General features: G+C 33.9%; 22 protein-coding genes. 14 read left to right on the top strand and 8 right to left on the bottom strand.

Annotation, left to right across the window (positions count from 1 at the left end):
* Positions 1-69 precede the first annotated feature (69 nt).
* Complete coding sequence (locus OZP06_RS17305; RefSeq protein WP_281324028.1) at positions 70-933, bottom strand: DUF3943 domain-containing protein; 864 nt, start codon at positions 931-933, stop codon at positions 70-72.
* 524 nt (positions 934-1457) lie between these two features.
* On the opposite strand from OZP06_RS17305, the gene OZP06_RS17300 reads away from it, so the two are divergent.
* The 7 genes from OZP06_RS17300 to OZP06_RS17270 all read left to right on the top strand — a co-directional run bounded on the left by OZP06_RS17300 (position 1458) and on the right by OZP06_RS17270 (position 11352).
* Positions 1458-3092, top strand: coding sequence for a type I restriction-modification system subunit M (locus OZP06_RS17300; protein WP_269222965.1), 1635 nt, complete (start codon positions 1458-1460; stop codon positions 3090-3092).
* Positions 3092-4294 carry a restriction endonuclease subunit S gene (locus OZP06_RS17295; protein ID WP_269222964.1) on the top strand — a complete coding sequence of 401 codons (1203 nt, stop codon included), beginning with the start codon at positions 3092-3094 and terminating at the stop codon, positions 4292-4294. The genes OZP06_RS17300 and OZP06_RS17295 overlap by 1 nt, the downstream gene beginning before the upstream one ends.
* 204 nt (positions 4295-4498) lie before the next feature.
* Positions 4499-5203 carry a transposase gene (locus OZP06_RS17290; protein ID WP_269222963.1) on the top strand — a complete coding sequence of 235 codons (705 nt, stop codon included), beginning with the start codon at positions 4499-4501 and terminating at the stop codon, positions 5201-5203.
* 1 nt (position 5204) lies between these two features.
* Complete coding sequence (locus tag OZP06_RS17285) at positions 5205-8084, top strand: type I restriction endonuclease subunit R (protein WP_281324027.1); 2880 nt, start codon at positions 5205-5207, stop codon at positions 8082-8084.
* A 357-nt stretch (positions 8085-8441) separates the two neighbouring features.
* Complete coding sequence (locus tag OZP06_RS17280; protein WP_281324026.1) at positions 8442-9092, top strand: transposase; 651 nt, start codon at positions 8442-8444, stop codon at positions 9090-9092.
* 53 nt (positions 9093-9145) lie between these two features.
* Positions 9146-10708: a DUF1186 domain-containing protein gene (locus OZP06_RS17275; RefSeq protein ID WP_281324025.1), complete on the top strand. Its 1563-nt coding sequence runs from the start codon at positions 9146-9148 to the stop codon at positions 10706-10708.
* A 185-nt stretch (positions 10709-10893) separates the two neighbouring features.
* Positions 10894-11352: an RNA methyltransferase gene (locus OZP06_RS17270; RefSeq protein ID WP_281324024.1), complete on the top strand. Its 459-nt coding sequence runs from the start codon at positions 10894-10896 to the stop codon at positions 11350-11352.
* Between the two features lie 269 nt (positions 11353-11621).
* On the opposite strand, the gene OZP06_RS17265 is transcribed toward OZP06_RS17270, so the two are convergent.
* Positions 11622-11981 carry a hypothetical protein gene (locus tag OZP06_RS17265; RefSeq protein WP_281324023.1) on the bottom strand — a complete coding sequence of 120 codons (360 nt, stop codon included), beginning with the start codon at positions 11979-11981 and terminating at the stop codon, positions 11622-11624.
* An 88-nt stretch (positions 11982-12069) separates the two neighbouring features.
* Positions 12070-13458 (bottom strand): tRNA uridine-5-carboxymethylaminomethyl(34) synthesis GTPase MnmE, encoded by a 1389-nt coding sequence (gene mnmE / locus OZP06_RS17260; RefSeq protein ID WP_269222959.1) that lies wholly within the window; start codon positions 13456-13458, stop codon positions 12070-12072.
* A gap of 212 nt (positions 13459-13670) precedes the next feature.
* On the opposite strand from mnmE, the gene OZP06_RS17255 reads away from it, so the two are divergent.
* From OZP06_RS17255 to OZP06_RS17245, 3 genes are all read left to right on the top strand, one after another.
* A complete protein-coding gene (locus tag OZP06_RS17255; protein WP_269222958.1) occupies positions 13671-14498 on the top strand; it encodes a universal stress protein in 828 nt (275 codons plus the stop codon).
* A 250-nt stretch (positions 14499-14748) separates the two neighbouring features.
* The gene (locus OZP06_RS17250) at positions 14749-15582 is read left to right on the top strand and encodes a universal stress protein (protein WP_269222957.1); all 834 of its coding nucleotides are present in this window, start codon (positions 14749-14751) and stop codon (positions 15580-15582) included.
* A gap of 81 nt (positions 15583-15663) precedes the next feature.
* Complete coding sequence (locus tag OZP06_RS17245) at positions 15664-17436, top strand: DNA mismatch repair protein (RefSeq protein ID WP_281324022.1); 1773 nt, start codon at positions 15664-15666, stop codon at positions 17434-17436.
* Between the two features lie 676 nt (positions 17437-18112).
* Here the strand turns inward: OZP06_RS17245 and dnaN are convergent.
* From dnaN to OZP06_RS17220, 5 genes are all read right to left on the bottom strand, one after another.
* The gene (dnaN, locus tag OZP06_RS17240; RefSeq protein WP_269222956.1) at positions 18113-19231 is read right to left on the bottom strand and encodes a DNA polymerase III subunit beta; all 1119 of its coding nucleotides are present in this window, start codon (positions 19229-19231) and stop codon (positions 18113-18115) included.
* Between the two features lie 107 nt (positions 19232-19338).
* The gene (gene gldG / locus OZP06_RS17235; protein WP_281324021.1) at positions 19339-21024 is read right to left on the bottom strand and encodes a gliding motility-associated ABC transporter substrate-binding protein GldG; all 1686 of its coding nucleotides are present in this window, start codon (positions 21022-21024) and stop codon (positions 19339-19341) included.
* The gene (gene gldF / locus OZP06_RS17230; protein ID WP_269222955.1) at positions 21024-21749 is read right to left on the bottom strand and encodes a gliding motility-associated ABC transporter permease subunit GldF; all 726 of its coding nucleotides are present in this window, start codon (positions 21747-21749) and stop codon (positions 21024-21026) included. Before gldF ends, gldG begins: the two co-directional genes overlap by 1 nt.
* Positions 21750-21849: 100 nt before the next feature.
* On the bottom strand, positions 21850-22146 hold the full coding sequence (locus OZP06_RS17225) for an antibiotic biosynthesis monooxygenase family protein (RefSeq protein ID WP_269222954.1): 297 nt from the start codon (positions 22144-22146) through the stop codon (positions 21850-21852).
* Between the two features lie 206 nt (positions 22147-22352).
* Entirely contained in the window at positions 22353-23183 is an 831-nt protein-coding gene (locus tag OZP06_RS17220; protein ID WP_269222953.1) for an SAM-dependent chlorinase/fluorinase, read from the bottom strand.
* Positions 23184-23310: 127 nt separating this feature from the next.
* Here OZP06_RS17220 and OZP06_RS17215 point away from each other — a divergent pair, with 127 nt between their 5' ends.
* The 4 genes from OZP06_RS17215 (at position 23311) to OZP06_RS17200 (ending at position 26500) form a co-directional block, all read left to right on the top strand.
* Positions 23311-23529 (top strand): hypothetical protein, encoded by a 219-nt coding sequence (locus OZP06_RS17215; RefSeq protein WP_269222952.1) that lies wholly within the window; start codon positions 23311-23313, stop codon positions 23527-23529.
* 147 nt (positions 23530-23676) lie between these two features.
* On the top strand, positions 23677-24630 hold the full coding sequence (locus tag OZP06_RS17210) for a PhoH family protein (protein WP_269222951.1): 954 nt from the start codon (positions 23677-23679) through the stop codon (positions 24628-24630).
* 457 nt (positions 24631-25087) lie between these two features.
* Entirely contained in the window at positions 25088-25906 is an 819-nt protein-coding gene (locus OZP06_RS17205) for a Cof-type HAD-IIB family hydrolase (protein WP_281324020.1), read from the top strand.
* A gap of 18 nt (positions 25907-25924) precedes the next feature.
* Positions 25925-26500 carry a hypothetical protein gene (locus OZP06_RS17200; RefSeq protein ID WP_269222948.1) on the top strand — a complete coding sequence of 192 codons (576 nt, stop codon included), beginning with the start codon at positions 25925-25927 and terminating at the stop codon, positions 26498-26500.
* Positions 26501-26536: the final 36 nt, after the last annotated feature.

Raw genomic sequence — 26536 nt, 5'->3', positions numbered from 1 at the left:
CACTTCTAAAGTTATATTGAAAGAAATGATTTAATAATTGATTTTCAGTGATTTGTATATTCGTATTAATTAAAATTGCATATTGAAATTAAGTCCCCAAATGGCTTTATTGCTTCCATTATCAAAACCTACTGGAGCAATGTTTAGTTGGGTTGTACGTTGGTCTTTATAACCAAAACCATCTAATATAGTATTGAACGGGTCAATTAATAATAGCGATGTGTATCCTAAAAATTTTGAATTCAGTATTTTTTTATCATGTTTTACGATGCTTTTTTTGACATAGAAAAAACCTTCCCCTATAATAGAACCTATCACTGGTGTAACTATTAAATCTTGTTTAGATGGAATTTCAGCAAACGCCTCGATACCATATTCCCAGAAAAAAGTAGACATAAAAGCCGAATATAAAAAGGACTCAAAAATATTGAAACCACTGCTTCTGGCGGTCATATAATAAACGCCTCCAGAATATGGATGTGTAATGTAATTTAGTACCCAATCATCGTTATCCCAAACTGGACCTGCTTTTACATTTTGTTTCCATTTGTTGAAAATCCCGTTTTTTTTCATATCCTTTTTGTCCCAATTGGTTACACTTTCCGGCATAGAATACAAAACACCAAATGCAATAATTGTAGCACCTACATACATTGAAGTATTATAACTTAATCTTGTATAATCTCTAGTTGCAGGTGGGTAGACATTTAAAGGTTGCGCCGTTTTTAATGTGTCTATACTGTTGATTAGAGTATAGTTGAGCGTGTCTTTTTTAATTGCATTTTGAGAAATGGAATCTTCAATTGTATTTTGGGCAAGAACTTCGAGAGATTGGTTTTGCGTGATTTCGGATTGATCCGCTTGTTGTGCAAAAATGGTATTTCCAAAAAAGGATAATAGAAGTAGGTATAAAACAGTTTTAAATGAATTCATTTGGGGAATATAAAAGCGGTTAAAGTTGTCCAAAAAATGAATTTGGTTTTAATAATAGGAACTGATTTTGTAATTAAAACCATTGAATTGCAATTACTTTTAGATTGAATTTGAATAGTTTTAAAACGGCGCAAATATAATTAATTAAAAAGAACATTGAAGTTATTTTTTGAGTCTTAAGGTTAAATTAATAAATAGGTTCTTGTCTCATACGTTTGTTGCGTAATTTACTTTTTTTTCAATTGTAAGAATTATAATGATTTATGCAGTTATAGCTTATGATAAACAATAAATAAATTTGATTTATAATTGAATGCGAATTGTTAGACTTGATATAATTACTTTTTGAATATCTCTAATTACAATTTAACTAGAAGTTGAACAATTTGAAAGTGTAAGTATTTATCTTGTAGAATTCATAATCACTTAAAATAATTAAAATTGACCTTATTTACGGTTTTCCTCAAAAAGTATCGTATAAATTTCAATACCTTAGCGGTTATAAAAATAGATAATACCCTATAATGGCAGCCGAACAAAAACAAAAATTAGAACAACAACTTTGGAATATCGCCAACACCCTACGTGGGAAAATGGATGCCGATGATTTCCGTGATTACATATTAGGTTTTATTTTCTACAAGTACCTGAGCACCAAAATGGACTTGTATGCCAACACCATCCTAAAACCAGACGGTTTGACTTTTCAGGAAGTCGAAGGACATACAGATGAAGCGGCTTTGCTGGAAGAAATTAAACAATTGGCTTTAGATAAATTAGGTTACTTTTTGCTCCCATCCGAATTGTTTTCGGAATTGGCACGAAGAGGCAACGCAGGCGGAAAAAACAATTTTATTCTGGGTGATTTAGCCAAAGTACTCACGCACATTGAGCAAAGCACGATGGGTTCTGAAAGTGAAGAAGATTTTGGAAACCTGTTTTCTGACCTCGATTTGACTTCCCACAAACTTGGAAAATCCGAAGCCGACAAAAACGAACTCATTGTAAAAGTCCTCGTGCATCTGGATGAAATTGATTTTGATTTAGAAAATACCGACAGTGATGTACTTGGCGATGCTTACGAATATCTAATTGGACAGTTTGCAAGTGGCGCAGGCAAAAAAGCGGGCGAATTCTATACGCCACAACAAGTCAGTAGCATTTTGGCACAACTGGTAACGGTGGGCAAAGACAAACTCAAGAGCGTTTATGACCCTACTTGCGGTTCCGGTTCGTTATTGTTGCGTGTAGCCAAAGAAGTAAAAGACGTAAGTGCTTTTTACGGACAGGAAATGAATCCTACGACGTACAACTTATGCCGCATGAACATGATTATGCACGATGTGCATTACAAGCGATTTGATATAAAAAACGAAGATACGCTGGAACGGCCACAACATTATGATATGCGTTTTGAAGCCATTGTTGCCAATCCTCCTTTTTCTGCCAATTGGAGTGCCAGCCCTTTGCACATGAACGACGAGCGTTTCTCTGCCTATGGAAAACTCGCCCCAAGCTCCAAAGCCGATTTTGCCTTTGTGCAACACATGGTGCACCAGCTTGCCGATAACGGAACCATGGCTATCGTGCTCCCTCACGGCGTTTTGTTTCGTGGCGGTGCCGAAGGACATATACGCGAATATTTGATAAAAGAGAAAAATTACCTCGATGCCGTAATTGGTTTGCCCGCCAATATTTTTTACGGAACCAGCATACCAACCTGTATTTTGGTTTTGAAGAAAAAGCGTGCCGATGCCGAAAACATTTTGTTCATAGATGCCAGCCAGCATTTTGAAAAGGTGAAAACCCAAAACGTGTTGCGTACCGAGGATATAGATAAAATAATTAGCACTTACGAAAACAGAACCGAAGAAGATAAATATTCGCATATTGCCCCTATCATCCGTACAGACGCGATTAATCGCGTCTCTACGTCATCATCATCATTATTAGACGCGATTAATCGCGTCTCTACCAGCATTGCCGAAAACGATTACAACTTGAATATTCCTCGTTATGTAGATACGTTTGAAGAAGAAGATGCCATAGATTTAAATGCCATAACCACCGAATTACGGGAATTGGCAGACCTTGGTAAAACAACGGATGCAACAATTGAAGGTTTTTGTACGGAATTAGGAATTGAAACACCGTTTTAATGATGAGCAATCAAAACAATATACCTCAATTGCGATTTTCTGGATTTGAGGGTGAATGGAAACAAAAACGATTAGGTGAAATTGCCAAAATAACTACAGGAAGCACTCCAAGTACTTTAATAGAAGAATATTATAATGGAGAAAAACTATTTGTTTCACCTGCCGATATACAAGGAAATAGATATGTTTTTAATACTAAAACGACACTTACAGAGAGCGGCTTTAGTAAAGGTCGTAAAATAGTAAAAGGAAGTGTTTTGTTTGTTTGTATAGGTTCAACTATTGGTAAAATTGCTCAAGCATCGGAAGAGTGTTTGACGAATCAACAAATAAATGCACTAAATGCTAATAAGGAATATGAAAATGATTTTATCTATGAATTATTAGATAAAAATGGAACTAAAATAAAATTACTTGCAGGTGTTCAGGCAGTCCCACAAATAAATAAAACTGATTTTTCTAATTTTAAATATTTTCTTCCCACCCTCCCAGAACAACAAAAAATAGCTTCTTTTTTAAGTGCGGTCGATGAAAAAATACAGCAACTTTCCCGCAAAAAGGAATTGTTAGAACAATACAAAAAAGGAGTAATGCAACGATTGTTCTCTGGAAAATTACGGTTTAAAGATGAGAATGGGGAGGATTATCCGGATTGGGAGGAGAAAAAATTGGGGGATGTTGGTAAAATTGTAACAGGAAAAACGCCAAGTACAACAGATTCTAATTTGTGGAATGGAGATATTCAATTTATAACGCCTACAGATATAAAAGATGGTATTAAATATCAGACAAGTACAGAACGTTATGTAGCAAATAATGATAAAATTAAAATTTTACCAAGAAATAGCATTATATATACTTGCATTGCTTCAATAGGTAAAATGTGTATTTCTAAATTTCCAAGTATTACTAATCAACAAATAAATTCTTTAGTAGTAGATGAAGATAATAATTTTGAATATGTATATTATTGGTTGTTATATTTAACTCCTTATATCAAAACAACTCAGGCAAATACAACATTACCCATAATAAATAAAACAGATTTTTCTAAGTTTTCTATTTCTGTTCCTTCTGCAGAAGAACAACAAAAAATCGCCAATTTTTTATCGAGTATTGATACAAAAATAGAAAACGTGAATGGGGAAATAGTAAAAACGCAATTATTCAAAAAAGGGTTGTTGCAGCAAATGTTTGTGTAATGCAACGGTAGAGACGCGATTCATCGCGTCTATGTGTGTGTGATGCAACGGTAGAGACGCGATTCATCGCGTCTATGTGTGTGTGATGCAACGTAGAGACGCGATTCATCGCGTCTATGTGTGTAGTGTGTGTAATGCAACGTAGAGACGCGATAAATCGCGTCTGTACATTATCCGGAGCATGTAGAATAAAAATAATGAAATATGAAAAAATTTCAGAATAAATATCGAATCCCATCCGCCCGATTGCAAAATTGGGATTATGGCGAAAATGGAGCGTATTTCATCACAATATGCACCAAAAATATGGTGTGTTATTTTGGTGATGTTGTATCCGCCCCATCCGTAGAGACGCGATTAATCGCGTCTGTACATGATAATGATTCAAAATGCGAAATGCAATTGAATGAATTAGGAAAAATTGCCCATCGCAATTGGGAAAATATTCCAAATCAATTTCCCGATATTGAATTGGGTAATTTTGTGATTATGCCCAATCATATGCATGGGATATTAATAATCAATAAAATGAAATTGCCATCAGATACCGTAGAGAAGCGATTTATCGCGTCTAATAATGATGATGATGATGCCGTACAGACGCGATTAATCGCGTCTAATGATGATAATACAGAGACGCGATTAATCGCGTCTGTACATGCGCAAAATGAAAATAAAATAGGAGGATTTGCAGGCGATAAAAATCCGATGCTAAATGAAAATATATCACGCATCATTCGGTGGTATAAAGGAAGATGCAGTTTTGAAATGCGTAAAATTCATGCTGATTTTGAATGGCTTTCGCGATTTCACGATCATATTATTAGAGATTCAAAAGCATTCGAAAGAATACAAACCTATATAGAAAACAACCCTTCCAAATGGAAAGAAGATAAATTTCACAACTAAAATGAGCCATCAATCCGAAGCAATATTAGAAAACAACTTAATCAAGCAATTGCGGGGTTTAGGCTATGCGTCTGTAACCATTCCCGATGGCGATGCTTTGGTTTCCAATCTACAAAGTCAATTAGAAGCTTTTAACGAAACCACTTTTACAGCCAAAGAGTTTGATGCTATCGTCAATCATCTAGCCAAAGGCAATGTTTTTGAAAAAGCCAAAACGCTACGAGACCGTTTTCAATTGACCAAGGAAGATGGCACTTCGTTTTATGTTCGTTTTTTCAATGTGGAAGACAATAGCAAGAATTTATTTCAAGTTACCAATCAAATCAGTCTGGAAGGAAGCTACAAGAACCGTTTTGATGTAACGCTTTTGGTCAATGGTTTGCCATTGGTACAAATAGAACTCAAACGTTCAGGCTTAGAAATTAAAGAAGCGTTTAACCAAATTAATCGCTACCAATTGCATTCTTTTTGGAGCAATCACGGTTTGTTTCAATACGTGCAACTGTTTGTAATCAGTAATGGTGTAAATACCAAATATTTGGCAAACAACAAACTGCAATCGGTCAAACAAACGTTCTTTTGGGCAGATACCAATAATAAAAACATAACCGAGTTGCCCGAGTTCGCAGCTGCATTTCTGAACCCGGAACATTTGGGCAAAATGGTGTCTCATTATATCGTGATAAACGAAACCCATAAAGTGATGATGGTGTTGCGACCGTATCAATATTTTGCAACAGAAGCGATAATTCATCAAATCAAAAACTCTAACGAGAACGCCTACATTTGGCACACCACAGGTTCGGGTAAAACTTTAACTTCGTTCAAGGCAAGTCAAATCGTAATGGAATTACCTGAGGTGTACAAAGTCGTTTTTGTTGTGGACCGTAAAGATTTGGATTTCCAGACCATGAATGAATTCAATGCGTTCAAAAAAGATAGTGTTGATGTTACGGATAATACACAATCCTTGGTTAGGCAATTAACAGATACGACCAAGTTGGTTCTGACTACGATTCAGAAATTAAACAATGCCGTTTCAGAACGTTTTGCTGGTAAAATAGAGTCGTTGCGCCATAAGAAAATCGTTTTTATTTTTGATGAATGCCACCGTTCCCAGTTTGGAGAAACCCACGATAGGATTACCAAATTCTTTGACAAAAGTCAGTTAATCGGTTTTACAGGAACGCCCATATTTGCCGAAAACGCTTCCAAGAATGATTTAGGAAAACGCACCACCAAAGATTTGTTTGGTAATTGCTTGCACAAATACGTGATTACGGATGCCATTCAGGATGAAAACGTATTGCGCTTTGGGATTGAATATGTGGGGAAATACAAAAACAAGAGCAATTCTTTTATCGACATAGAAGTCGAAGATATAGACAAGCAAGAGGTTTTGGATTCGGAAAAGCGAATCAACAAAATCGTTGATTATATCATTGCCTATCACAATCAAAAAACCTTTGATAGAGATTATTCAGCCCTTTTGGCGGTAAGCAGTATCAATAATGTGATTCAGTATTACGACTTGTTCCAAAAAAAGAAAGAAGCTGGAGAACATGATTTGCGCATTGCCACTATTTTTACCTATGGTACCAATGAAGATTCAGACCAAGCACAGGATTTCCTTCCCGAAGATGAAGTCGATTTTGATGTTTTGGCAGAACCACAAACCAGTTATCAGGGAAAGCATACCCGAGATAAATTAGAAAGATATATTGGAGATTATAATACAATGTATGGCACGAGCTATTCTACAAAAGACAGTGATTCTTTTCAAAAATATTTTCAAAATATCAGCAGAAGATTAAAAGACCGTGAGAAGGAGAATTTTGACAATGAGAAAGACCGTTTGGACATTGTAATCGTTGTGAATATGATGCTTACGGGTTTTGATGCCAAAAAAGTAAATACGCTTTATGTTGATAAAAACTTGAAGCAACACGGTTTGATACAAGCATTTTCGAGAACCAATCGAATCCTTGGAGAGCAGAAGTCACAAGGAAACATTCTGTCCTTCAGAAACCTAAAAAAAGCTACTGACGATGCGATTACTTTGTTTTCAAATAAAGAGGCGATTGAAGTCGTTACCATGCCCGATTATGAAAAAATAGCAGCGAAGTTTGACGAAGCTTTGAAACTCCTACGAGAAATTACACCAACGTATCAAAGCGTAAATGATTTGGAAAGTGAAGAAGCGGAAGCTCAATTTGTACAAGCTTTCAGAAAATTGATGCGAGCCATGAACGTTTTGCAATCCTACACCGATTTTGATTGGGAGGATTTAGGAATTGACGAGCAGGAATTTGAAGATTACAAAAGCAAGTATTTAGACTTATACGAAAAAGTAAAACGGGACAACGAAAAACAAAAGACTTCGATTCTTGATGACATTGATTTTGAATTGGAGTTAATCCATCGTGACCAAATCAACGTGGCCTATATCCTGAAATTGTTAGCACAATTGAAAGGAGCAAAAACACCATCGGCAGTTGCCGCACAAAAGAAAGCAATAATTGATTTATTGGGCGGTGATATTCAGTTAAGAAGCAAGCGAGAGCTGATTCAGAAGTTTATCGATGAGAATATGCCCCACATCAAAGACGGTGATTCCATTGAAGATGAATTTGAAAAATACTGGCAAGACCAAAAAGTATTGGCACTAGGCAAACTTTGCGAAGACGAACACCTGGACAAAGCCCAATTCAAAGCCTTAATTGATGCCTACATCTATAGTGGCAGAGAACCTATAAAAGATGAGGTTTTCCAATGCCTAGACAACAGACCAAGTATTCTGCAAGCCAGAACAATTGGCGATCGTATCATTGCAAAAATGAAGGAGTTTGTAGAAGTTTTTGTTAAGGGGATGATGGCGTAAATTTGTAGAGACGGGTTTGAAACCCGTCTGTACGAATTCCGTCTGTACGAATTCCGTCTGTACGAATTCCGTCTGTACGAATTCCGTCTGTACGAATTCCGTCTGTATGAATTCCGTCTGTACGAATTCCGTCTGTATGAAACCCGTCTGTATGAATTCCGTCTGTATGAATTCCGTCTGCCGATGATCCTATATCTAGATTATCTCATTTGTGAAATTATCATAATAATTCTGAAAATTGGGAAAATGATTGTGTTTGGGCAAAAATAAATAGGATCGGGTGAAATAATTCTGAAAATTGTAAAAATGATAATTTTGTAAATATATTTGAAATAGCAATAAATTGAATAATAGAATATGCAAAAATTTAAAGGTAAATACCGCATTGATACCGCTAGAGCAAAATGGTGGGATTACAAGAATGAGGGGAATTATTTTATAACAATTTGTACCAAAAATCGAGCGCATTTATTTGGATACGTAAACGATGGCGAAATGAAATTGAACGAATATGGTAAAATTGTTTCCGATTGTTGGTATGATTTGCCCAATCATTATAGCAATATTATATTGGATGAATTTCAAATAATGCCCAATCATATTCATTGTATTGTTGGGGTGGATAATTCCAATTCGATTTTCCCCGTAGAGACGGGTTTCAAACCCGTCTGTACTTCTAATGATCCCGCAAATGATCCCGCAAATGATCCCGCAAATGATTCCGCAAATGATTCCGCCAATGATCCCGCAAATGATTCCGCCAATGATTCCACCGATATTTCAGAAAATAAAGAAAAAAAAATTCACGGTATATTTGAATTTATACGTGCATTAAAAACATTTTCGTCTAGAAGAATTAATGAAATGCGAGATACCAAAGGAGTTTCTAATTGGCAGGAGCGATTTCATGACCATATCATTAGAGATGAAATGGAATACAATAGAATAAAAAACTACATCATAAATAATCCTAAAAATTGGAGTGAGGATTGTTTTTTTGAAAAATAAAAAGGAATGTAGTATAAAATCAAGGATACGAATAAATAAATAGAATTGTAATAATGAATAGCGACACCATTCACACCGAGTTAAAAATATCGTTCGACAATGATTTTATTAGTCGTCTATATGACGTAACACCCGCACAAACTAAATTATTGAGAGAATTAACGATACGGGTACATGGGAAAATTGATAAAGTTTTGATTCGAAAATTAGAAAAACTGTCGAAAGAAAACCCCAATTTACCGCAGTTAAAGAATTTTATGTCTGTGGCTTACAACAAACTTGGTGATTTTGCCAAATCATTGGAAATAAACAGTCAGCTATTAAAAGAATTTCCGGATTATTTACATGCCCGACTTAATGCAGCAAATCATTATATACACAAAGGAGAACCTGATAGTGCTTTGGAATATTTGGGTGAAAATTTAGATTTAAAAGGAATGTTTCCTAATCGTTCAGAATTTCATTTTTCGGAAGTACAAGCTTATTATTATTCAACGTTTCTATATGCCATAGCAAAAAGAGATTTGCCTTTAGCCGAAAATAGATTGTCATTTTACAAATCAATAGACGAAGACAATCCTCGTATCGAAGAACTTGAAGAACATCTAGAAAGTTTGAAATTTTATTTAGGTTTTGATGATTTTGGCGATGATTTTTCAGAATTAATAGAAAATGAGCCTCCTGTAACCGATAGAGTTAATCCCCCAGTTTTTAACCATCAAGAGATTTATGAACTGTATCAATTAGGTTTCAAGAATGCAAAACCAGTACTTGATAAAATTTTAGCACTACCTAGAGAAACTGTTATTCAAGATTTAGAAATGGTTTTACAAGATGGTATAGAGCGCTATCCCTATTTTTTAGATAAGGACTGGTCCGTTTTCACACATTCGTTTGCGTTACATGCGATGTTTCTTTTGATGGAATTAAAAGCGACAGAGAGTTTAATGCCAGTTTTGAATTTTTTACAATATGATGAAGAATTTTTAGAATTTTATATTGGCGATTTTTTAACAGAGGAAATTTGGCAATGTGTGTATTTTCTTGGGAAAGGCCAAGTAGATTTGTTAAAAGAGTTTTTGATGAAACCAGGAGTATATACTTTTGCAAAGTCTGCTGTATCTCAAGCTTTAACACAAATTGCAATCCTTGAAAATCGTAGAACTAATGAAATAGAAAAGGTATATAAAGAAATACTAACTTTTTTCATAAATGCTAAAGGGGAAGACAATGTAATAGATCCCACATTTATAGGACTGATGATAGGGGATATTGGTGATGTCAAATTGAAAAGTTTATATCCACTTATTGAAGCTTTATATGATTTAGAATATGTTGATTATAGTTTAGAAGGGGATTTTGAAAATTTTAAAAAAAACCATAATCAAGATGAAATTGTAACTCTTGAATATTCGATAAAAATATTAAGTGTAATCTATTCCGAAGCAGATTTTTGTGAAGAGTCTGATACTGTTGAAAATAAAGACGATAATTATTATCATTCGCTTAAAAATGAACCAAAAGTCATTCAGTTACCAGTAAGTTCTGTAAAAGTGAATAGAAACGATCCATGTCCTTGTGGAAGTGGCAAAAAGTATAAAAAATGTTGTGGATAAGAAAATAAGCAATAAAGGTGGTTTTTGGGAATTATATAAAACTTATTAAATGAAACTCTCTGTAGTCTCTTAACTTCAGAGTTCTTTTTTAATACCAATCCCCAAAAGCCCTACCGATACCAGCTCTTCCTTTCATCTCAAGAATAAAATTGATTTATGTACGTACAGTTTGTACTTTTGCCTTTATGAATGATAACTTTATAAATGAATACTTTGGGATAGGGATACAAAACGGTAAAACGCCCGAAAATTTGGGTGTTTTGTGGCGTTCTGCCCAAAACTTAGGCGCCAGTTTTATATTTACCATTGGCAATCGCTATGCCAAGCAGGCTTGCGATACCCATGATGCCGTAAAAGCAATTCCGTATTTTCATTACGATACCTTTGAAGCTTTTTTTGACAACTTACCAAAAGGAGCGCGATTGGTTGGTGTTGAATTGGATGAAAATGCGTCGGATTTAGAGACCTTTGAACATCCAAGGCGTTGTGTGTATTTATTGGGAGCCGAAGACCATGGATTATCCAAGAAAGCAATGGATAAATGCCATTACTTGGTGAAATTCAAATCGGAAAAAAGTCTAAATGTGGCTGTGGCTGGAAGTATCATTTTGTACGATAGAGGTTTGTCTAAACCGCGTTCTTAAAAAAAAATTACTAAACTCCTGTTGTATCTGAAATTGGTTGACGGGGAAGATATTTTGTCAATAATGGTTGTTTTGAGTAACGAATAGTTCTTGAAATCCGATATACTGTCAAGGATAGCAGCGAAAAGCCCGTAAAGGCAGAAATCCTATTAAAACAAAACCCAAAAGAGCGACCAACGGAAGCTCCTTTTGGGTTTATGTTTTATGGATTGATGACTGCGGACTTGTAGCGGATAGCCTGCCCGGACAGCCTTATTATTATGCCAAGATTAATTCAAAATTTCATGAGAGGTCATTCTTAAACAGCGTTCGTTGCCTAAATAGAGGGGGTTTCCATGTTTCTCGGACCAAAAACCATCTAGTATATCTTTGTTGATGCATTTGTAGACAGCAATACCTTTGTAAATACGATCGTCTTCGCCACGGTAGTTGAAATGAATCACCAAAATACCGTCCTTGAAAAATCCGTTTCCGTTTTGTACTTGGTCTTTGTTGATCACCCATTGGGCAATAATTCGGTTGTTTTCATCAAGGGACAAACTCAATTTGCCTTTGTAAGCAATTATGTCGCTATGCTCTTGATTGCTGCCTTCGATTGCATATTCGCCTACTAAATCGTTTATGGTCATTTGGTTTTATGATTGTGTCGTAGTAAAGAAAAATTTTGTGTTGCAGAAATATCGGCGCTTGATTTGATCAATTGTATGGGTATGCTTTTTACTTTCCGATACAGAAATTCGCAAAAATATTCCCCAGTAATTCATCATTCGTAACCTGACCGGTAATCATTCCAAATTGGTATAGTGCTTCTTTAATATCAAGTGCCATAAGGTCACTAGAAAGATTGGTTTCTAGACCAAATTTTACTTTTTGGATTTCCTCTAAGGCTTTGAGTAAAGAATCGTAATGACGTGTATTGGTAACAATAGTTTCGTTATTGCGCAAAGCGCCAGTATTAACAAAAGAAAGCAACTGATTTTTAAGATCTTCAACACCTAGTTTTTCTTTGGCTGAGATCAATAGAATTTCTGGAATCTCGGTTTTTATATTTTGAATTTCAGTTTCACTTAATTTATCAGCTTTGTTCCCAATAATCACAAGCGGTTTCAACGGAAACTGATTCTTAATTTTCTCCAATTCTACTTTCAACTTTAATCCCGAAACTTTAAACTCGGAACTGTCAAAAAGAAAAACCACAACTTGCGCCTGTTCAATTTTTTCAAAAGTTTTTTTAATTCCAATGCTTTCTACCACATCAACCGTTTCACGAATACCCGCTGTATCAATAAATCGAAATCCAATACCGCCAATTACCAATTCGTCTTCAATAGTATCACGCGTAGTCCCCGCAATTTCAGAAACAATGGCGCGTTCTTCATTCAGTAAAGCATTCAGTAGTGTAGATTTACCTACATTGGGTTCGCCTACAATCGCCACAGGAATTCCATTTTTAATCACGTTCCCAACAGCAAATGAATCAATCAATCTTTTCAGTACAAACTCAATTCGGTTTAGCAATTCATGAAATTGGGTTCTATCGGCAAATTCTACATCTTCTTCGGCAAAGTCCAATTCAAGTTCAATCAGCGAGGCAAAATTCAACAGTTCCTCACGGAGTTTGGCAATCTCGTTAGAAAATCCCCCACGCATTTGCTGCATAGCAATTTGGTGCGACGCTTCGTTGTCTGACGAAATCAAATCGGCAACGGCTTCGGCTTGCGATAAATCGAGTTTACCGTTCAAGAAAGCTCTCAAGGTAAATTCACCAGCATTAGCCATTCTGCACCCTTTTCGTAGCAATAACTGAATAATTTGTTGCTGAATATAAGTAGATCCATGGCATGAAATCTCAATAGTATTTTCACCAGTATAGGAATTAGGCCCTTTAAAAATCGAAACCAACACTTCATCCAGCGTTTTGGTATCATCTACAATATGACCCAAATGCAATGTATGGGTTTTTTGTAGCCTTAAATCCTTGCTCTTAATCGATCGAAAAACCGAATGTCCTATAGCTATGGCGTCTTCGCCAGAAATTCGAATTACGGCAATGGCACCAGCTCCTGATGGGGTGGCCAAAGCTACTATAGAATCGTTTTGAATCATAACTGAAAATTTATGCAAAAGTACGCAAAACTTAGAACTTTTTGACTTTTTGTAATCTGTGATAGGCAAAATAGAGCACTCTAAAACCTGCTTTTTGACAAAAGACAGATGTTATATTAAATTTTAAATCAAATTGATTTTTTTCATACTTTATTTTAAGAAGTTTCGTAACTTTAAATGAAATAGTGGTACACAATAAATTAAAGATAGATATGAAAAAAATATTGTTTCCAACAGATTTTTCCGTAACCTCAAATAATGCTTTTATATACGCATTAAAGCTTGCTGATGCTATAAATGCTGAGATTATTACACTGCATGTTTATCAAGTGGATTCACCGGTATATTTGGATATGTCAATGTACTTGAAGGAAATATATGATTATGAACAACTGAGTAATTTCGAAAATTACAAAGATGAGGTGCCTTTACTTCGAAAAATAGCCGATGAAAATAATTTAGGACATATAAAGTGGAGTAATGTGCTTATACAAGGGGTGTTAATAGATGAAGTAGTCAAAATCTCAAAAAAAGAAAATATTGATTTCATTGTAATGGGGACCAAAGGCGCAAAACACATGAGTGAAATATTTTTAGGAACACAAACAACCAAAGTAATGAATGATGCCAAAGCCATAGTTTTGGCCATACCTGAAAAATGTCAATATGCACCCATTCAAAAAATTCTTTTTACTACCAAATATGAAATTAAAGACATAGAGGCATTACAAAAAGTAGCTGATTTAGCTAAGTTTTTGCATTCGCATATCGATTGTCTTAACATAAAAGCGCCTCACAAAGTATACAAAGATGATCTAATACTTGATTTTAAAAATGTTTTCAAAGATCAAAATATTAATTTTCATTCCGTAATAAGTAATGATGTAGAAGGAGAAATTTTGAAGTTTATAGAAAAAGATAAAATAAACATGCTAGCCATTCATGTACGCCATCGAGGTTTTTTTGAAAAATTATTCAACGTCAGCCTTTCCAAAAAATTAGCTTTTCACAGCAACATACCTATTTTGTCTATTCAATAAATAAATTCTATTTCAACTAGTTGGGCGTGACCCCGTTAAGCAAAGGGGCTTACTCGTAGTGCCGCTCATACAGCCCCTTTGCTCAACGCTGTCGGGCTATACGCGCTACTTCGGTAGCTTGCTTCTATCCCTCACGCAAAACCGATGAACAAGATGTTTATTGCATAAAACAAAATAAGAACCTTGTTTTTTATCGGTTCAAAATCATAAAAATATATTTTCATCAATTAAAAATTTAAATACCTTAGTAATGAAAAAGATTTTATTTCCCACCGATTTTTCCGAAGTTGCCAATAATGCTTTTATCCATGCATTGCATTTTGCTAAAATTGTAAACGGAGAAGTTTTATTGTTGCACACTTTTGATTTGCCAATAGTAGACAATCAATTTATTCCAGATAATTATTATACTATTTTTGATTCCTTACAATTGGCACAATTTGATATGTTTAAGGAAGAAATTCCAAAACTCCGAGAAATGGCCATTGCCCATCATCTAGATCATATAAAATTAAGCCATAAACTTGTTGATGGTGACCTAATTTATGCTATCAAACAAGCAGTCATAGACGAAAGAATAGATTATGTGGTTATGGGAACCTCCGGTGCTACAGGTTGGGAATCTTTTTTTATAGGTTCAAATACCGGTGCTGTGGTAACTGCTGTCGATGTTCCTGTTTTATGTGTACCTATCGAAGCAAAATACTCAAAAATTGAAACGATTGGCTTTACAACCAGATTCAGAGATAAAGACAAAGCAGCTTTAAAGCAAGTAATCAAAATGGCAAAAAAAACGCATGCGGTTGTAAAATGTTTGTATGTAAAAACTAGTAAATCAGATGTTAAAGATGATACTGTTGCTCAATGGAAAATAGAATTCGAAAAAGAACCTGTTCAGTTTTCAATTGTAAAAAGTGATCTTGTAAAAGAAACAATTTTAGATTTTATTTCCCACAAAAACATAGATACTTTGGCAATGATTACCCATAAACGTAATTTCTTCTCCGAGCTATTTAAACCAAGTTTGACTCAAAAATTCTCGAATATATCAACCATTCCTGTTTTGGCAATGCACGAAGAATAGAATTCAATTAATTTGTTATTTTGCCATTGCAATTGATATTGCCATTGGCTTTCCCTACATTTGTATATCATTAAAACAAGCATGGAAATATACAAAAGTTATAGTCAAAATTATTCAGAGGAGTTAAAATCAATAAATACAAAATACAATAGCATTAGTTTTCTGAGGTTTATTAGTATTTTGCTTTTTTTAGGAAGTTTATTTTATTACATAAAAACTAGTGAATCAGTATTTGTCATGGCAGCAATTATACTCTTTGCTAGTTTTCTTTTTTTGATGCGAATCCACTCGAAACTTTCTTTTCAAAAGAAAATTAAAACGGCATTGGTAGAAATCAACAACAATGAAGTTAATTATTTAGAAAGAAAATCAATCCCTTTTGAAAATGGTTCCGAATTCAATGATTTTTATCATCCTTATGCTTATCATCTTGATATTTTTGGAGATCATTCGTTGTTCCAAAACCTAAACAGAACCGCCACTTTCATAGGAAAAAAAACTTTGGCCAAAAAGCTTTTAACCCTTTTACACAATGATGAAATTCTAAAGAATCATCTGGCAGTGCAGGAATTAAAAGAAAAATTAAATTGGCGTCAGGAGTTTTTGGCTCTTGCCAAAATAGGGCAGGATAATCAATCGGTTTATTCGTCTTTACTACAATGGAGTCGATTTGAAAGTACACCTTTATCAAAAGTTAGTGTTGCTTTGTCTTTCCTTTTTCCAATAGGTTTTTTTAGTAATTTGTTGGGTTATATTTTGACCTCCAATCCTGTTTTTTTAACCTATTTAACCTTTTTCTTTGTGTTGAATATGTCTTTTTTAGGCAGATTTTATAAAAGAATAACAATAGAAATTGCCAACGCCGAAAATATTGATGTTATCGTTGGACAATATAGTTTATTGGTTCAGAAAATTGAAAACGAAACTTTTCATTCTGATAAATTAGTTGATTTACAACAAAAACTGAATTTTCAAAATCAGAAAGCAAGTGTACATCTTAAGAAATTATCGGGCTTATTCTCCAATATGGATACGATCGGAAATTTTGTGACAGGTATAGTACTCAATGGAACCTTCCTTTTTAACTTTCACGTTCTAAAATCGCTGATCGCTTGGAAAAAACAGCATACTATTGTTCTAGAAGAATGGTTAGAAGTAATTGGCGAGTTTGAAATGCTTGATAGTTTGGCGAATTTCTCTTTTAATAATCCGGAGTTTGTGTATCCAACTTTAAACACTAATTTCAAAATTGATTTTTCTAACTTAAGTCATCCTTTGCTGAATCCAGCAACTAGAGTAGGGAATGAGGTGCAGTTTCATCCACAATCGTTTATGATCTTGACAGGTTCGAATATGTCGGGCAAAAGTACTTTTTTGCGTAGTTTAGGAATCAATATGGTGCTTTCGGGGATGGGAGCTCCCGTATGCGCTAGTCAGGCCAATGTACATCCGCTACCTGTTTTGGTTTCTATGCGATTATCCGATTCCTTGTCCGATAGTGAATCCTATTTCTTTGCCGAAATCAAGCGCTTAAAGCAAATTATGAACGAATTGGAAGCAAATCCTGCCTTTGTGCTTTTGGATGAAATTTTAAGAGGAACCAACTCGGATGATAAACGAAATGGAACGATTGAAGTGGTCAAAAAAGTAATTTCCAAAAAAGCCATTGGTGCCATTGCTACACATGATATTGAAGTTTGTTTGACCACCAATGATTATCCAAATATTCTAACCAACAAATGCTTTGAAGTCGAAATCAGCAACGATGAACTGCATTTTGATTACACACTTCGTAACGGTATTTGTAAAAACAAAAGCGCTACTTTTTTGATGAAGAAGATGGGGGTTATTTAAAAAAAGTGTTCAGTATTCAGTTTTTTAGTATTCAGTCTCAGTAATCTTTGTCAAAGTTTTGAACTTTGACAAAGATTGATTTGCACCATTTTCTGCAAGGTTTTTTTTAACCGAGATTCCGCAATAGGAAATATTTCACGAAGATGCGCAAAGACACGCAAAGACACGCAAAGGGAAATCTAATTCTTTGAATGGAGGTTAAAAAACTTTGTGATTCTTCGCGAATTCTTCGTGTAACTCTGCGTAATAATGTCTAATGCTGAATCCGGGTTTAACCTTGTAGGTATTGAACCTAAGGCTAAACGACCAATATACCTACAAGGTTTAAAAAAACCTTGCAGGATAATCAAAGAGCAATTGATTTAGTTCTTTTGAAAAACAAAATCTTATAATTTTTCTTAAAGTTCTTGTATACGCGTAAGTGATAGAAGCTAGCTACCGAAGTAGCGCGAATAGCACGACCCCCGATAGGAAAAAGGGCAATGACGACAAAGAAACGAGCCCTTTTTTCTAGCGGGGGTTACGCCCACACAAACTTAATCGGACTGACGAGGTAAATAATTTTAAACTGATCTATTTATTCAGTTAAGTTCAAAAAAAAACCAAAACTCTGGTTAGGAATTTCGGTTTTTTAAATATAAAAAATGGTTTTGGTTAGTTTAGTATTTTGAGGTAACTAGCTGTTTAGCATTACAGGCATCACTAGCATGGTTACGGTTTCGCCATCTTCTAGTCCATCTATCGGAGTTAGAATACCAGCTCTGTTTGGTAATGACATTTCAAGCATTATCATATCAGATTGCAAATTATTCAACATTTCGGTTAAGAAACGAGAGTTGAAACCGATTTGCATATCATCTCCTTGGTAATCACAAGTCAATCTTTCTTCGGCTTTGTTGGAGTAGTCAATATCTTCGGCAGAAATGTTTAATTCGGCTCCAGCCACTTTCAAACGAATTTGGTGTGTGGTTTTGTTAGAGAAAATCGCAACACGACGAACTGAGCTCAAGAATTGAGAACGATCCATCATCAATTTGTTTGGATTTTCTTTTGGAATAACGGCTTCGTAATTTGGATATTTTCCATCGATTAAACGACATAATAAAATGTAGTTGTCAAAAGAGAAAGTAGCGTTCGAATCGTTGTATTCTATTTTTACTTCAGCATCGGATGTGCCTAAGATACTTTTTAAGATGTTCAAAGGTTTTTTTGGCATAATGAACTCAGCTACTTGTGATGCTTTTACATCAGTACGAGCATATTTTACCAATTTGTGAGCGTCTGTTGCCACAAAAATCAAACCTTCTGGAGAAAACTGGAAGAAAACACCAGACATTACCGGACGCAAATCGTCATTTCCAGCTGCAAAAATCGTTTTGCTGATAGCAGTAGCCAAAACATCTGCAGGAACTAGTGTTACCGATGGTTCGTCAAGGTTTACTGATTTTGGGAATTCCTCTCCTGGAGCATACGCCAACGCATATTTTCCAGAGTTTGAACTGATTTCTATAGTGCTGTTTTCTTCAACCGTAAAAGTTAAGGGTTGTTCTGGAAAGGTTTTAAGGATTTCCAACAATAATTTTGCGGGTACTGCAACACTTCCTTTACTGGTTGAGTCAATAGCCAATGTGGCAGACATTGTAGTCTCCAAATCGGATGCCGAAACAGTTAATTCGTTATTATTTAATTCAAATAAGAAGTTATCCAAGATTGGTAAAGTATTGTTATTATTGATAACGCTACCTAAAACTTGTAATTGTTTTAATAAGTACGAACTCGATACTATAAATTTCATCTCTATTATTTTGTTTTTAAGGGTGTGCTTTTTCAGAATTAAAACTTAGAATACACTTTACAAATATATTGTAAACTATTCTAGAAAACCAACTTTTTTATTAACATCTATTTGCTGTATTTTCTTTTTCGAAGGAATGTAAATCCAAAACCAAATAGGAGCAAAATTAGAATTGGAAGCCCGATAGTTAGGAACTGTGTAAAGGTATAGTTTTCATATACTTTTTCTTTATCTAATAATGGTAAGTCAAGATCTTTGCTACGAATGTTAATAAGTCCTGTATCATCCAATAGATAATTCACACAATTCATCATAAAATCTTTGTTGTCATATAAATTTCCAGAACGTTGGTCATAGCCTAATTCTATTGGCTGTCCCGCTTTATCCAGTTGGTTTTTTATAATATCCCCGTCTGCAATCACAATCATTTTGCTTTCTTTTCCATTGGTAACAAATGATTTGTCTCCAAAAGGAAGTACACGATTCTCAAACATCGAATGAAAAGAACCTTCTAATAAAACCGCTAACGGAATGTTTCCTTTATTCAGGTAATCAGTTGGAGCAGTTTGTTCCGAAACCATATTTAGGTTAATTTCTACTGGTGTTCCTATTTTTTTGGAATAGGAAGATGATTGTAATAATACCGTTTTCTTGATTCCATTTTTTAAGGTATCCATCGCATTGGCAAAATCAAATTTGATACCACCTAGATTTTTTACAATGGGATGTTTACTGATAGGATATACTTGAGGTGCAAATTTCCAGTTGAAATCCTGGTATTGTGTTCCGCTTCCTTGTTCTCCACTGGCCAGTTTTATAGGACTTCCTTGTTCGTCTTTGACCAAATCTGGATTGATACGCACCCCGTATTTGAAGAACATATCGTTTAAGTTCAGATCCTTTGGAAATGCCAATGTGGCTCCAGATGGGTTGTAAAGACTGTCCATTTCGGCATTGACTTGATCGATTAGCCACAGGGTTTTTCCTCCGTGTATGATGAACTGATCCAGAACCATTTTTTCTTCATCGGTAAAAGCTTCAGTAGGTTTGGCTATGACTGCCAAATCGTAATTTTGTAATGATTTTAATGTTCCTTCAGGGTTTTTGGCAACCGAATCCAAGGTGAATGGACCAATGAAGTAACTTTCGCGAACTTGCATCAGAAACTTGGCGATATGTCTTTCTTGAAGTTCTCCATTTCCTTTGATGATGGCAACTTTCTTTTGTTTGTCTTTAGAAATTTTATTTATTCCATCCGAAATGGAATATTCAAGATGCTGAACCGATCCAATCACTTTTTGAGTGGTAGAAGCGCCCATAATGTTTTTCAACAGCGGAATATTCACCTCTTTATTGTTGTAGACAGCAATTGCCCAAGGAAAAACCATCGATTGAGACTGTTTTCCTTTATCATCAACAGTAATGTTTATTGGAGTTAAACCTTTTCGATACAACTCTTTAATATTGTCCATGCTCTCGTCTTTGTTTTCCAAAGGATCTACAAATTCGATAATGATATTAGAATTATAGGCTTGAAATTCTTCCAAAAGTTGTTTGGATTCCATTTGTAATCGCTTGAATTCTGCTGGTAATTCACCTTGCAGGTATACTTTTATGGATAGTGGATTCTTTACCTCTTTAAGAATTTTTAAAGTTGTAGGGGAAAGAGTATAGCGATGATCTTGAGTTAAATCAAAACGATGAAAAACGAAATTGCTAATTATATTTATAAGGAAAACAATTGCAACAGTAATCAATAATGATTTGGCGTTTTTTAAAGGGAATGCTCTCATTACGATTTAATAGATTTTAAATTAAAGACTGTGAACGAAAGAAACAAAACGGCGATACTAATAAAATAGATTACGTCTCGTGTGTCTATAACGCCTCGACTCATGCTCTTGTAATGATCTTGCATTCCGAAATAAGAAATGAAATTAGAAAAACTAGGTAATACAGAGGCCAACCCTTGAAATCCAAAATAGAAAAAGAAGCATAGAAAAACGGCAATAATAAAGGAAACAATTTGGTTTTCTGAAATTGATGAAGTAAAGATTCCAATTGCCGAATATGCCGCAATTAAAAACAATAATCCAAAATAAGAACCAAGAGTGCTTCCCATATCTAGGTTTCCTTCGGGTGAGCCTAAATTCCAAACCACTTCTACATAAATAAAAGTTGGAATGATTGCCATTATAATTAACAGAAATGCACCCAAGAATTTTCCGTTTACAATCTCCCAAAGGCTAATGGGTTTTGTGAGTAACAATTCGAGTGTGCCTTGTTTTTTTTCATCTGAGAAACTGCGCATGGTTACAGCGGGAATTAAGAAAATTAAAATCCAGGGAGCCAATGTGAAAAAAGGCGTTAAATCGGCAAAGCCCGTATTTAAAATATTATATTCACCTTGAAAAACCCAAAGGAATAATCCATTTCCGATAAGGAAAAGTGCAATTACTAAATATCCGATTGGTGAACCAAAAAAGGATTTTATTTCGCGAAATACGATTGACTTCATTTTATATTTTTTATTTTAAAAAGTTTAAAGTTTAAAAAGTTTAAAGTTTAAAAAGTTTAATGTTTAAAGTTTATTTGAATTTGTTTCCAATTAAACAACTTTAAACCAAAGAAACTAATTTATCAACACTCCAAGCTTCTGGTTTTGCATTAAATAATTGTTTGGTAAACGTCCAAACGGTATCAAAAAGGGCTGAATTTCGATAATTTTCCAAATCCATTTCTGTTTCCCAATAACTATAGGTAAAGAAAATACTTTTATTTTCTTTGTCCTGATACAGCTCTAAAAAACGATTACCGGGCGCATTTCGTATTTGATCTTTCATTAATTCAAAGTTTTCAAGAAAAGCGGGGATGTTTTTCTCGTGAAAACTCAGTTTTACAATTCGTACAAACATGGTGGAGTTTTAAATTTATTGTGCAGATTTTAGGTTTTTGAATTTAATTTAGAACTTGATTTTTATTCAAGGAATTGTATATTTTGTTTTATAATTTAATTCTATAATTTCTTTCATCTACTAATTTTTTATGGTAATCAATATTCAATTATCTCTCTCTCTTATTCAATTCAAAATCTGCAATCTTCATTCTGCAATCGAAAATCTCAATTCTTAAATAGTATCGAAACTACATCTCTGTAATTAAGTCCCAGTAGCGTACTAGCAGATCCTACTGTTAATGGGTTACTCCTAAAAAGTGCAATCTCCAGATAACCAGCTTCATTGAAAATAGCCAATCTCTGGCCTTCATAGTATTTTACAGGATATTTATCTGAATTGGCAATGGCTGAATAATAAGGTAAAATTGTTTTAATTGTTTGGTTTCTGTACACAACTTCGTAATCTCTCCCTTTTGCACATTCTATAAACTGTTTTTTGGTAATATTGATTACCACATTACCAAAATGATCGATATAAATCACGTTTCCTTTTAGCTGATTTCCATCGTCGGTTAAAATAACTTGTAAATCGGTGACTTGTTTCAGGGTTGTAATTTCTTTTCCAATTACACTTAATACACCACCTTTGGCAATATGGCAGGCTACTTTTACAAAAACATCCAAATCGGAAGCTTCATTATGCAGTCGGTCGTGTATCGTTATTGCAGCAATTTTTTGAGGAAGTATCTTTTGCGAAAGCATACTTAATATGCCATTATCGGCAGCAATAAAGAAATGATCATTCCATTGCATGACAATATGTTGGTTTTCTTTATTCGATTCTAAATCAACACCAATGATATGAACTGTTCCTTTTGGGAAACTATTGTAAGATGCCGAAATAATATAACAAGCTTCTGCAATGTTGAATGGATTGATGTCATGTGAAATGTCAATTATTGAAGCTTCTGGATACTCTGATACTATTTTCCCTTTCAACGCACCTACAAAGTGGTCTTTCAATCCGTAATCGGTAGTAAGGGTTATTATTGACATAAAATTGTTTATAACTATTGAGTTTTATAGCGACCGAAACTTTTTTTTTATTAAATTTGAGTACTGCAAAGCTAAAGTATTTTATACTTTATTTGAACAGTTTTTTATCTGATTTAAAACAAAATGTATGTTGAAGATTATTTTTTTAGTATCTGTTTTCTTTTTTAGTATGCAATCTTTTAGTCAAAAAGCTTTTTCAAATCCTAAAATTAAACAATCTTTTATTCCTACAAAAGAAATTGATATTGAATTACTTGCAAAAGATAATCTTTGTGAAATTTTATCTATAAAAGTTTCTGATTTATTGAATGAATCTATGTTAAAAAAATTAAAAGCAAACGTATAATTAGAACTAGAATAACCGAAATTCTAGAAAGATGTTTTTTAGTGTTATTTACAGAATTGGAAATTAAAAACTGCAATATAATAATTTGTAGCGTAAATATTAAAAATTGATTTTAAACTCAATTAATTAACTTAAAAACTTCTTATTTTGAACGAAAGAATCATCGAGCTCGTCGACATTGCTCCAAAAGATTTTTGGGGCACTCAGGATTCACATCTTGAGTCAATTAAAAAGTACTTTCCTAAATTAAAAATTGTTGCAAGAGGGACAACGCTCAAAGCATTTGGAGACAAAGATGTCTTAGATGAATTTGAAAAACGTTTTCAACGCTTGATGTTGCATTTTACCAGATATAACACTATTGATGATAATGTAATCGAACGAGTGATTCTTAGCGATTCTAGAGAGGAAAACAAAATTCTAGGACAAGACAAAATTTTAGTGCATGGTGTAGGAGGTAGAATTATAAAACCCATGACTCCCAATCAACAATTATTGGTTGACACTATGGAGAAAAACGACATGGTTTTTGCTGTTGGTCCTGCGGGAACAGGTAAAACCTATACTGGAGTAGCCATGGCTGTAAAGGCACTAAAAGAGAAACAAGTCAAGCGAATTATTTTGACTCGACCTGCTGTAGAAGCTGGTGAAAATCTAGGCTTTCTTCCAGGAGATATGAAAGAAAAATTGGATCCATACATGCAGCCGTTGTATGATGCCTTGCGAGACATGTTGCCTAACGAAAAATTAGAAGATTATATTTTAAAAGGTATTATTCAAATTGCACCATTGGCTTTTATGCGAGGAAGAACATTAGATCATGCTTTTGTAATTTTGGACGAAGCACAAAATACGACTCATTCTCAAATGAAAATGTTCTTAACACGTATGGGGAAAAGTGCCAAGTTTATGATTACTGGAGATCCCGGTCAAGTGGATTTACCCCGTAGAACTATATCTGGACTCAAAGAAGCATTGTTAGTCTTAAAAGATGTTGAAGGTATAGGGATTATTTATTTGGATGACAAAGATATTGTACGTCACAGATTGGTTAAAAAAGTCATTGATGCTTACAAACAAATTGAGAATAATGATTATTAAATTTAAAAACGGATGTACTATTCTAATTTAAATGATGAAAATAATTCAATTCTATTTTGAAAGGAGAAACTCTATATTTGAGTTTCTTCTTTTTGCTTTAAAAAACAATAAGATTAGCCCGTTGGGTGCAATTATTTTAAACACATACATAGATTTTCTAAGCTCAAAAAAGAGATGTTTCACTTATTTGAAACACACATAGTGCTTTATGTGAAATAAATATATTTTTTTTTTGATATTCTTTTTTAAAATAAAGTCTATATTTCTATGTGTTTTATAAAAATTTCATGAATTACACCCAACGAGTTAAGATTATTAGAACAGTATTTATTTTGAAAATTAAAGTTAATATTTTGTATAATTAAGTTAAAAGCATCTTTAATATGGGTTACTTTTTGGGTTTCTTCTTTAATTGCAATAAATTTGGAATATGTTATAAATGAATTTGAAAAACAAAATGTCAAACCAAAAAATTAAAGTAATAATTAGCGATTTAGACGGTACATTACTGAACTCGGATCATGCAATTTCGGACTATACTAAATCTGTTTTTAAAGAATTTCATGAACAAAACTATTTGATAATTGTGGCAACAGGAAGGCATCACATCGATGCAATGGCTATAATAGAGAGTTTAGAAGTTCCAGTCTATTTAGTGACTTCTAATGGAGCAAGAATACATTCACCACAAAAAGAGCTTTTGTATTCTTTTAATATAGAAAGTGATGCTGTAAAATCGGTTTTGGCAATAGACATAGATCCAGAAATCACTACGGTATTGTTTAAGGAATCGGTTTGGCAAACTTCTAAAATCAATAAAAAGTTAAATGCATTTCAGAAAGATTTGGTTTATCCTCCTGAAGTAGTTGATTTTTCCACATTGGATGATTACAGCGCCATAAAAATGTTTTTTACCCATGAGAACCATCAAAAATTGGTTGATTTAAAAGATAAAATTTTAGAAAATCATTCGGATATGTTCAGTCATGCGTTTAGTTTACCAATTTGTTTGGAGTTTATGGATAAATCTGTTGATAAAAGTATTGCTATTGCAAAAATTCTTAGAAAAGAAGGTTTTTCATTTGAAGAAGTCATTTCTTTTGGTGATGGTTTTAATGATGAAAGAATGCTGGAAGTCGCTGGAATTGGATTAATTATGGGAAATGCACCGGAGAATCTAAAAAATAAATTACCTCATTTAGAAGTAATTTCAACAAATAACGAAGATGGTGTTGCAAAATATTTGTCAAATTTTATTACGTGTTTTAATGTTTAATTTAAAAAAATAAAAGGTATGAGTCATTATTTAGAAAATGTAAAGCAAAATTGTATTTCTGGTATTTTATTTTTATTGCCAGTTTTGATTTTATTGGTTTTAATACAAAAGGTATTTGGAATTTTTGCCAAATTCGGAAATGGTATTGCCAAAATGATTGGAATAGATCAGATTTTAGGTCCGAATACTGCAAATTTTATTGGTGCTTTAATTTTATTGACCTTTGTCTATATATGTGGATATTTGGTTAGATTGACTTTTTTGAAAAAAATAAGTGATGGAATTGATGCTAAACTAAAACAAATAATTCCTGGGTATGAAAAGCATAAAGAAATGGCCAAAAAACAATTAGTTGATGTGCCTAAAATAGAGACAGATTTACCAGTTTTGTTGCAATTCGGGGACTATTGGAAACCAGGATTTTTGATTGAACAAACCGATGAAGGAAATGCTGTAGTAAGTATTCCAAATTCAAACGGTAATGAGATTTATATTGTTCCAATTCAAAAAGTGAAATTATTAAAAGAAACTTCGCTAAGTGCTTTGAAGGCATCTGTTAATGCTTCAGGAAAAGGGCTTTTGGGTTTTAAATAGATTACTTTTGAATAGTTCTGTTTTAAAAAATAATAG

Source organism: Flavobacterium sp. IMCC34518 (assembly GCF_027111095.2).
GTDB classification, from domain to species: Bacteria; Bacteroidota; Bacteroidia; order Flavobacteriales; family Flavobacteriaceae; genus Flavobacterium; species Flavobacterium praedii.
The sequence above is the reverse complement of the archived record's forward strand: the minus strand, read 5'-3'. Positions and strand labels throughout refer to the sequence as shown.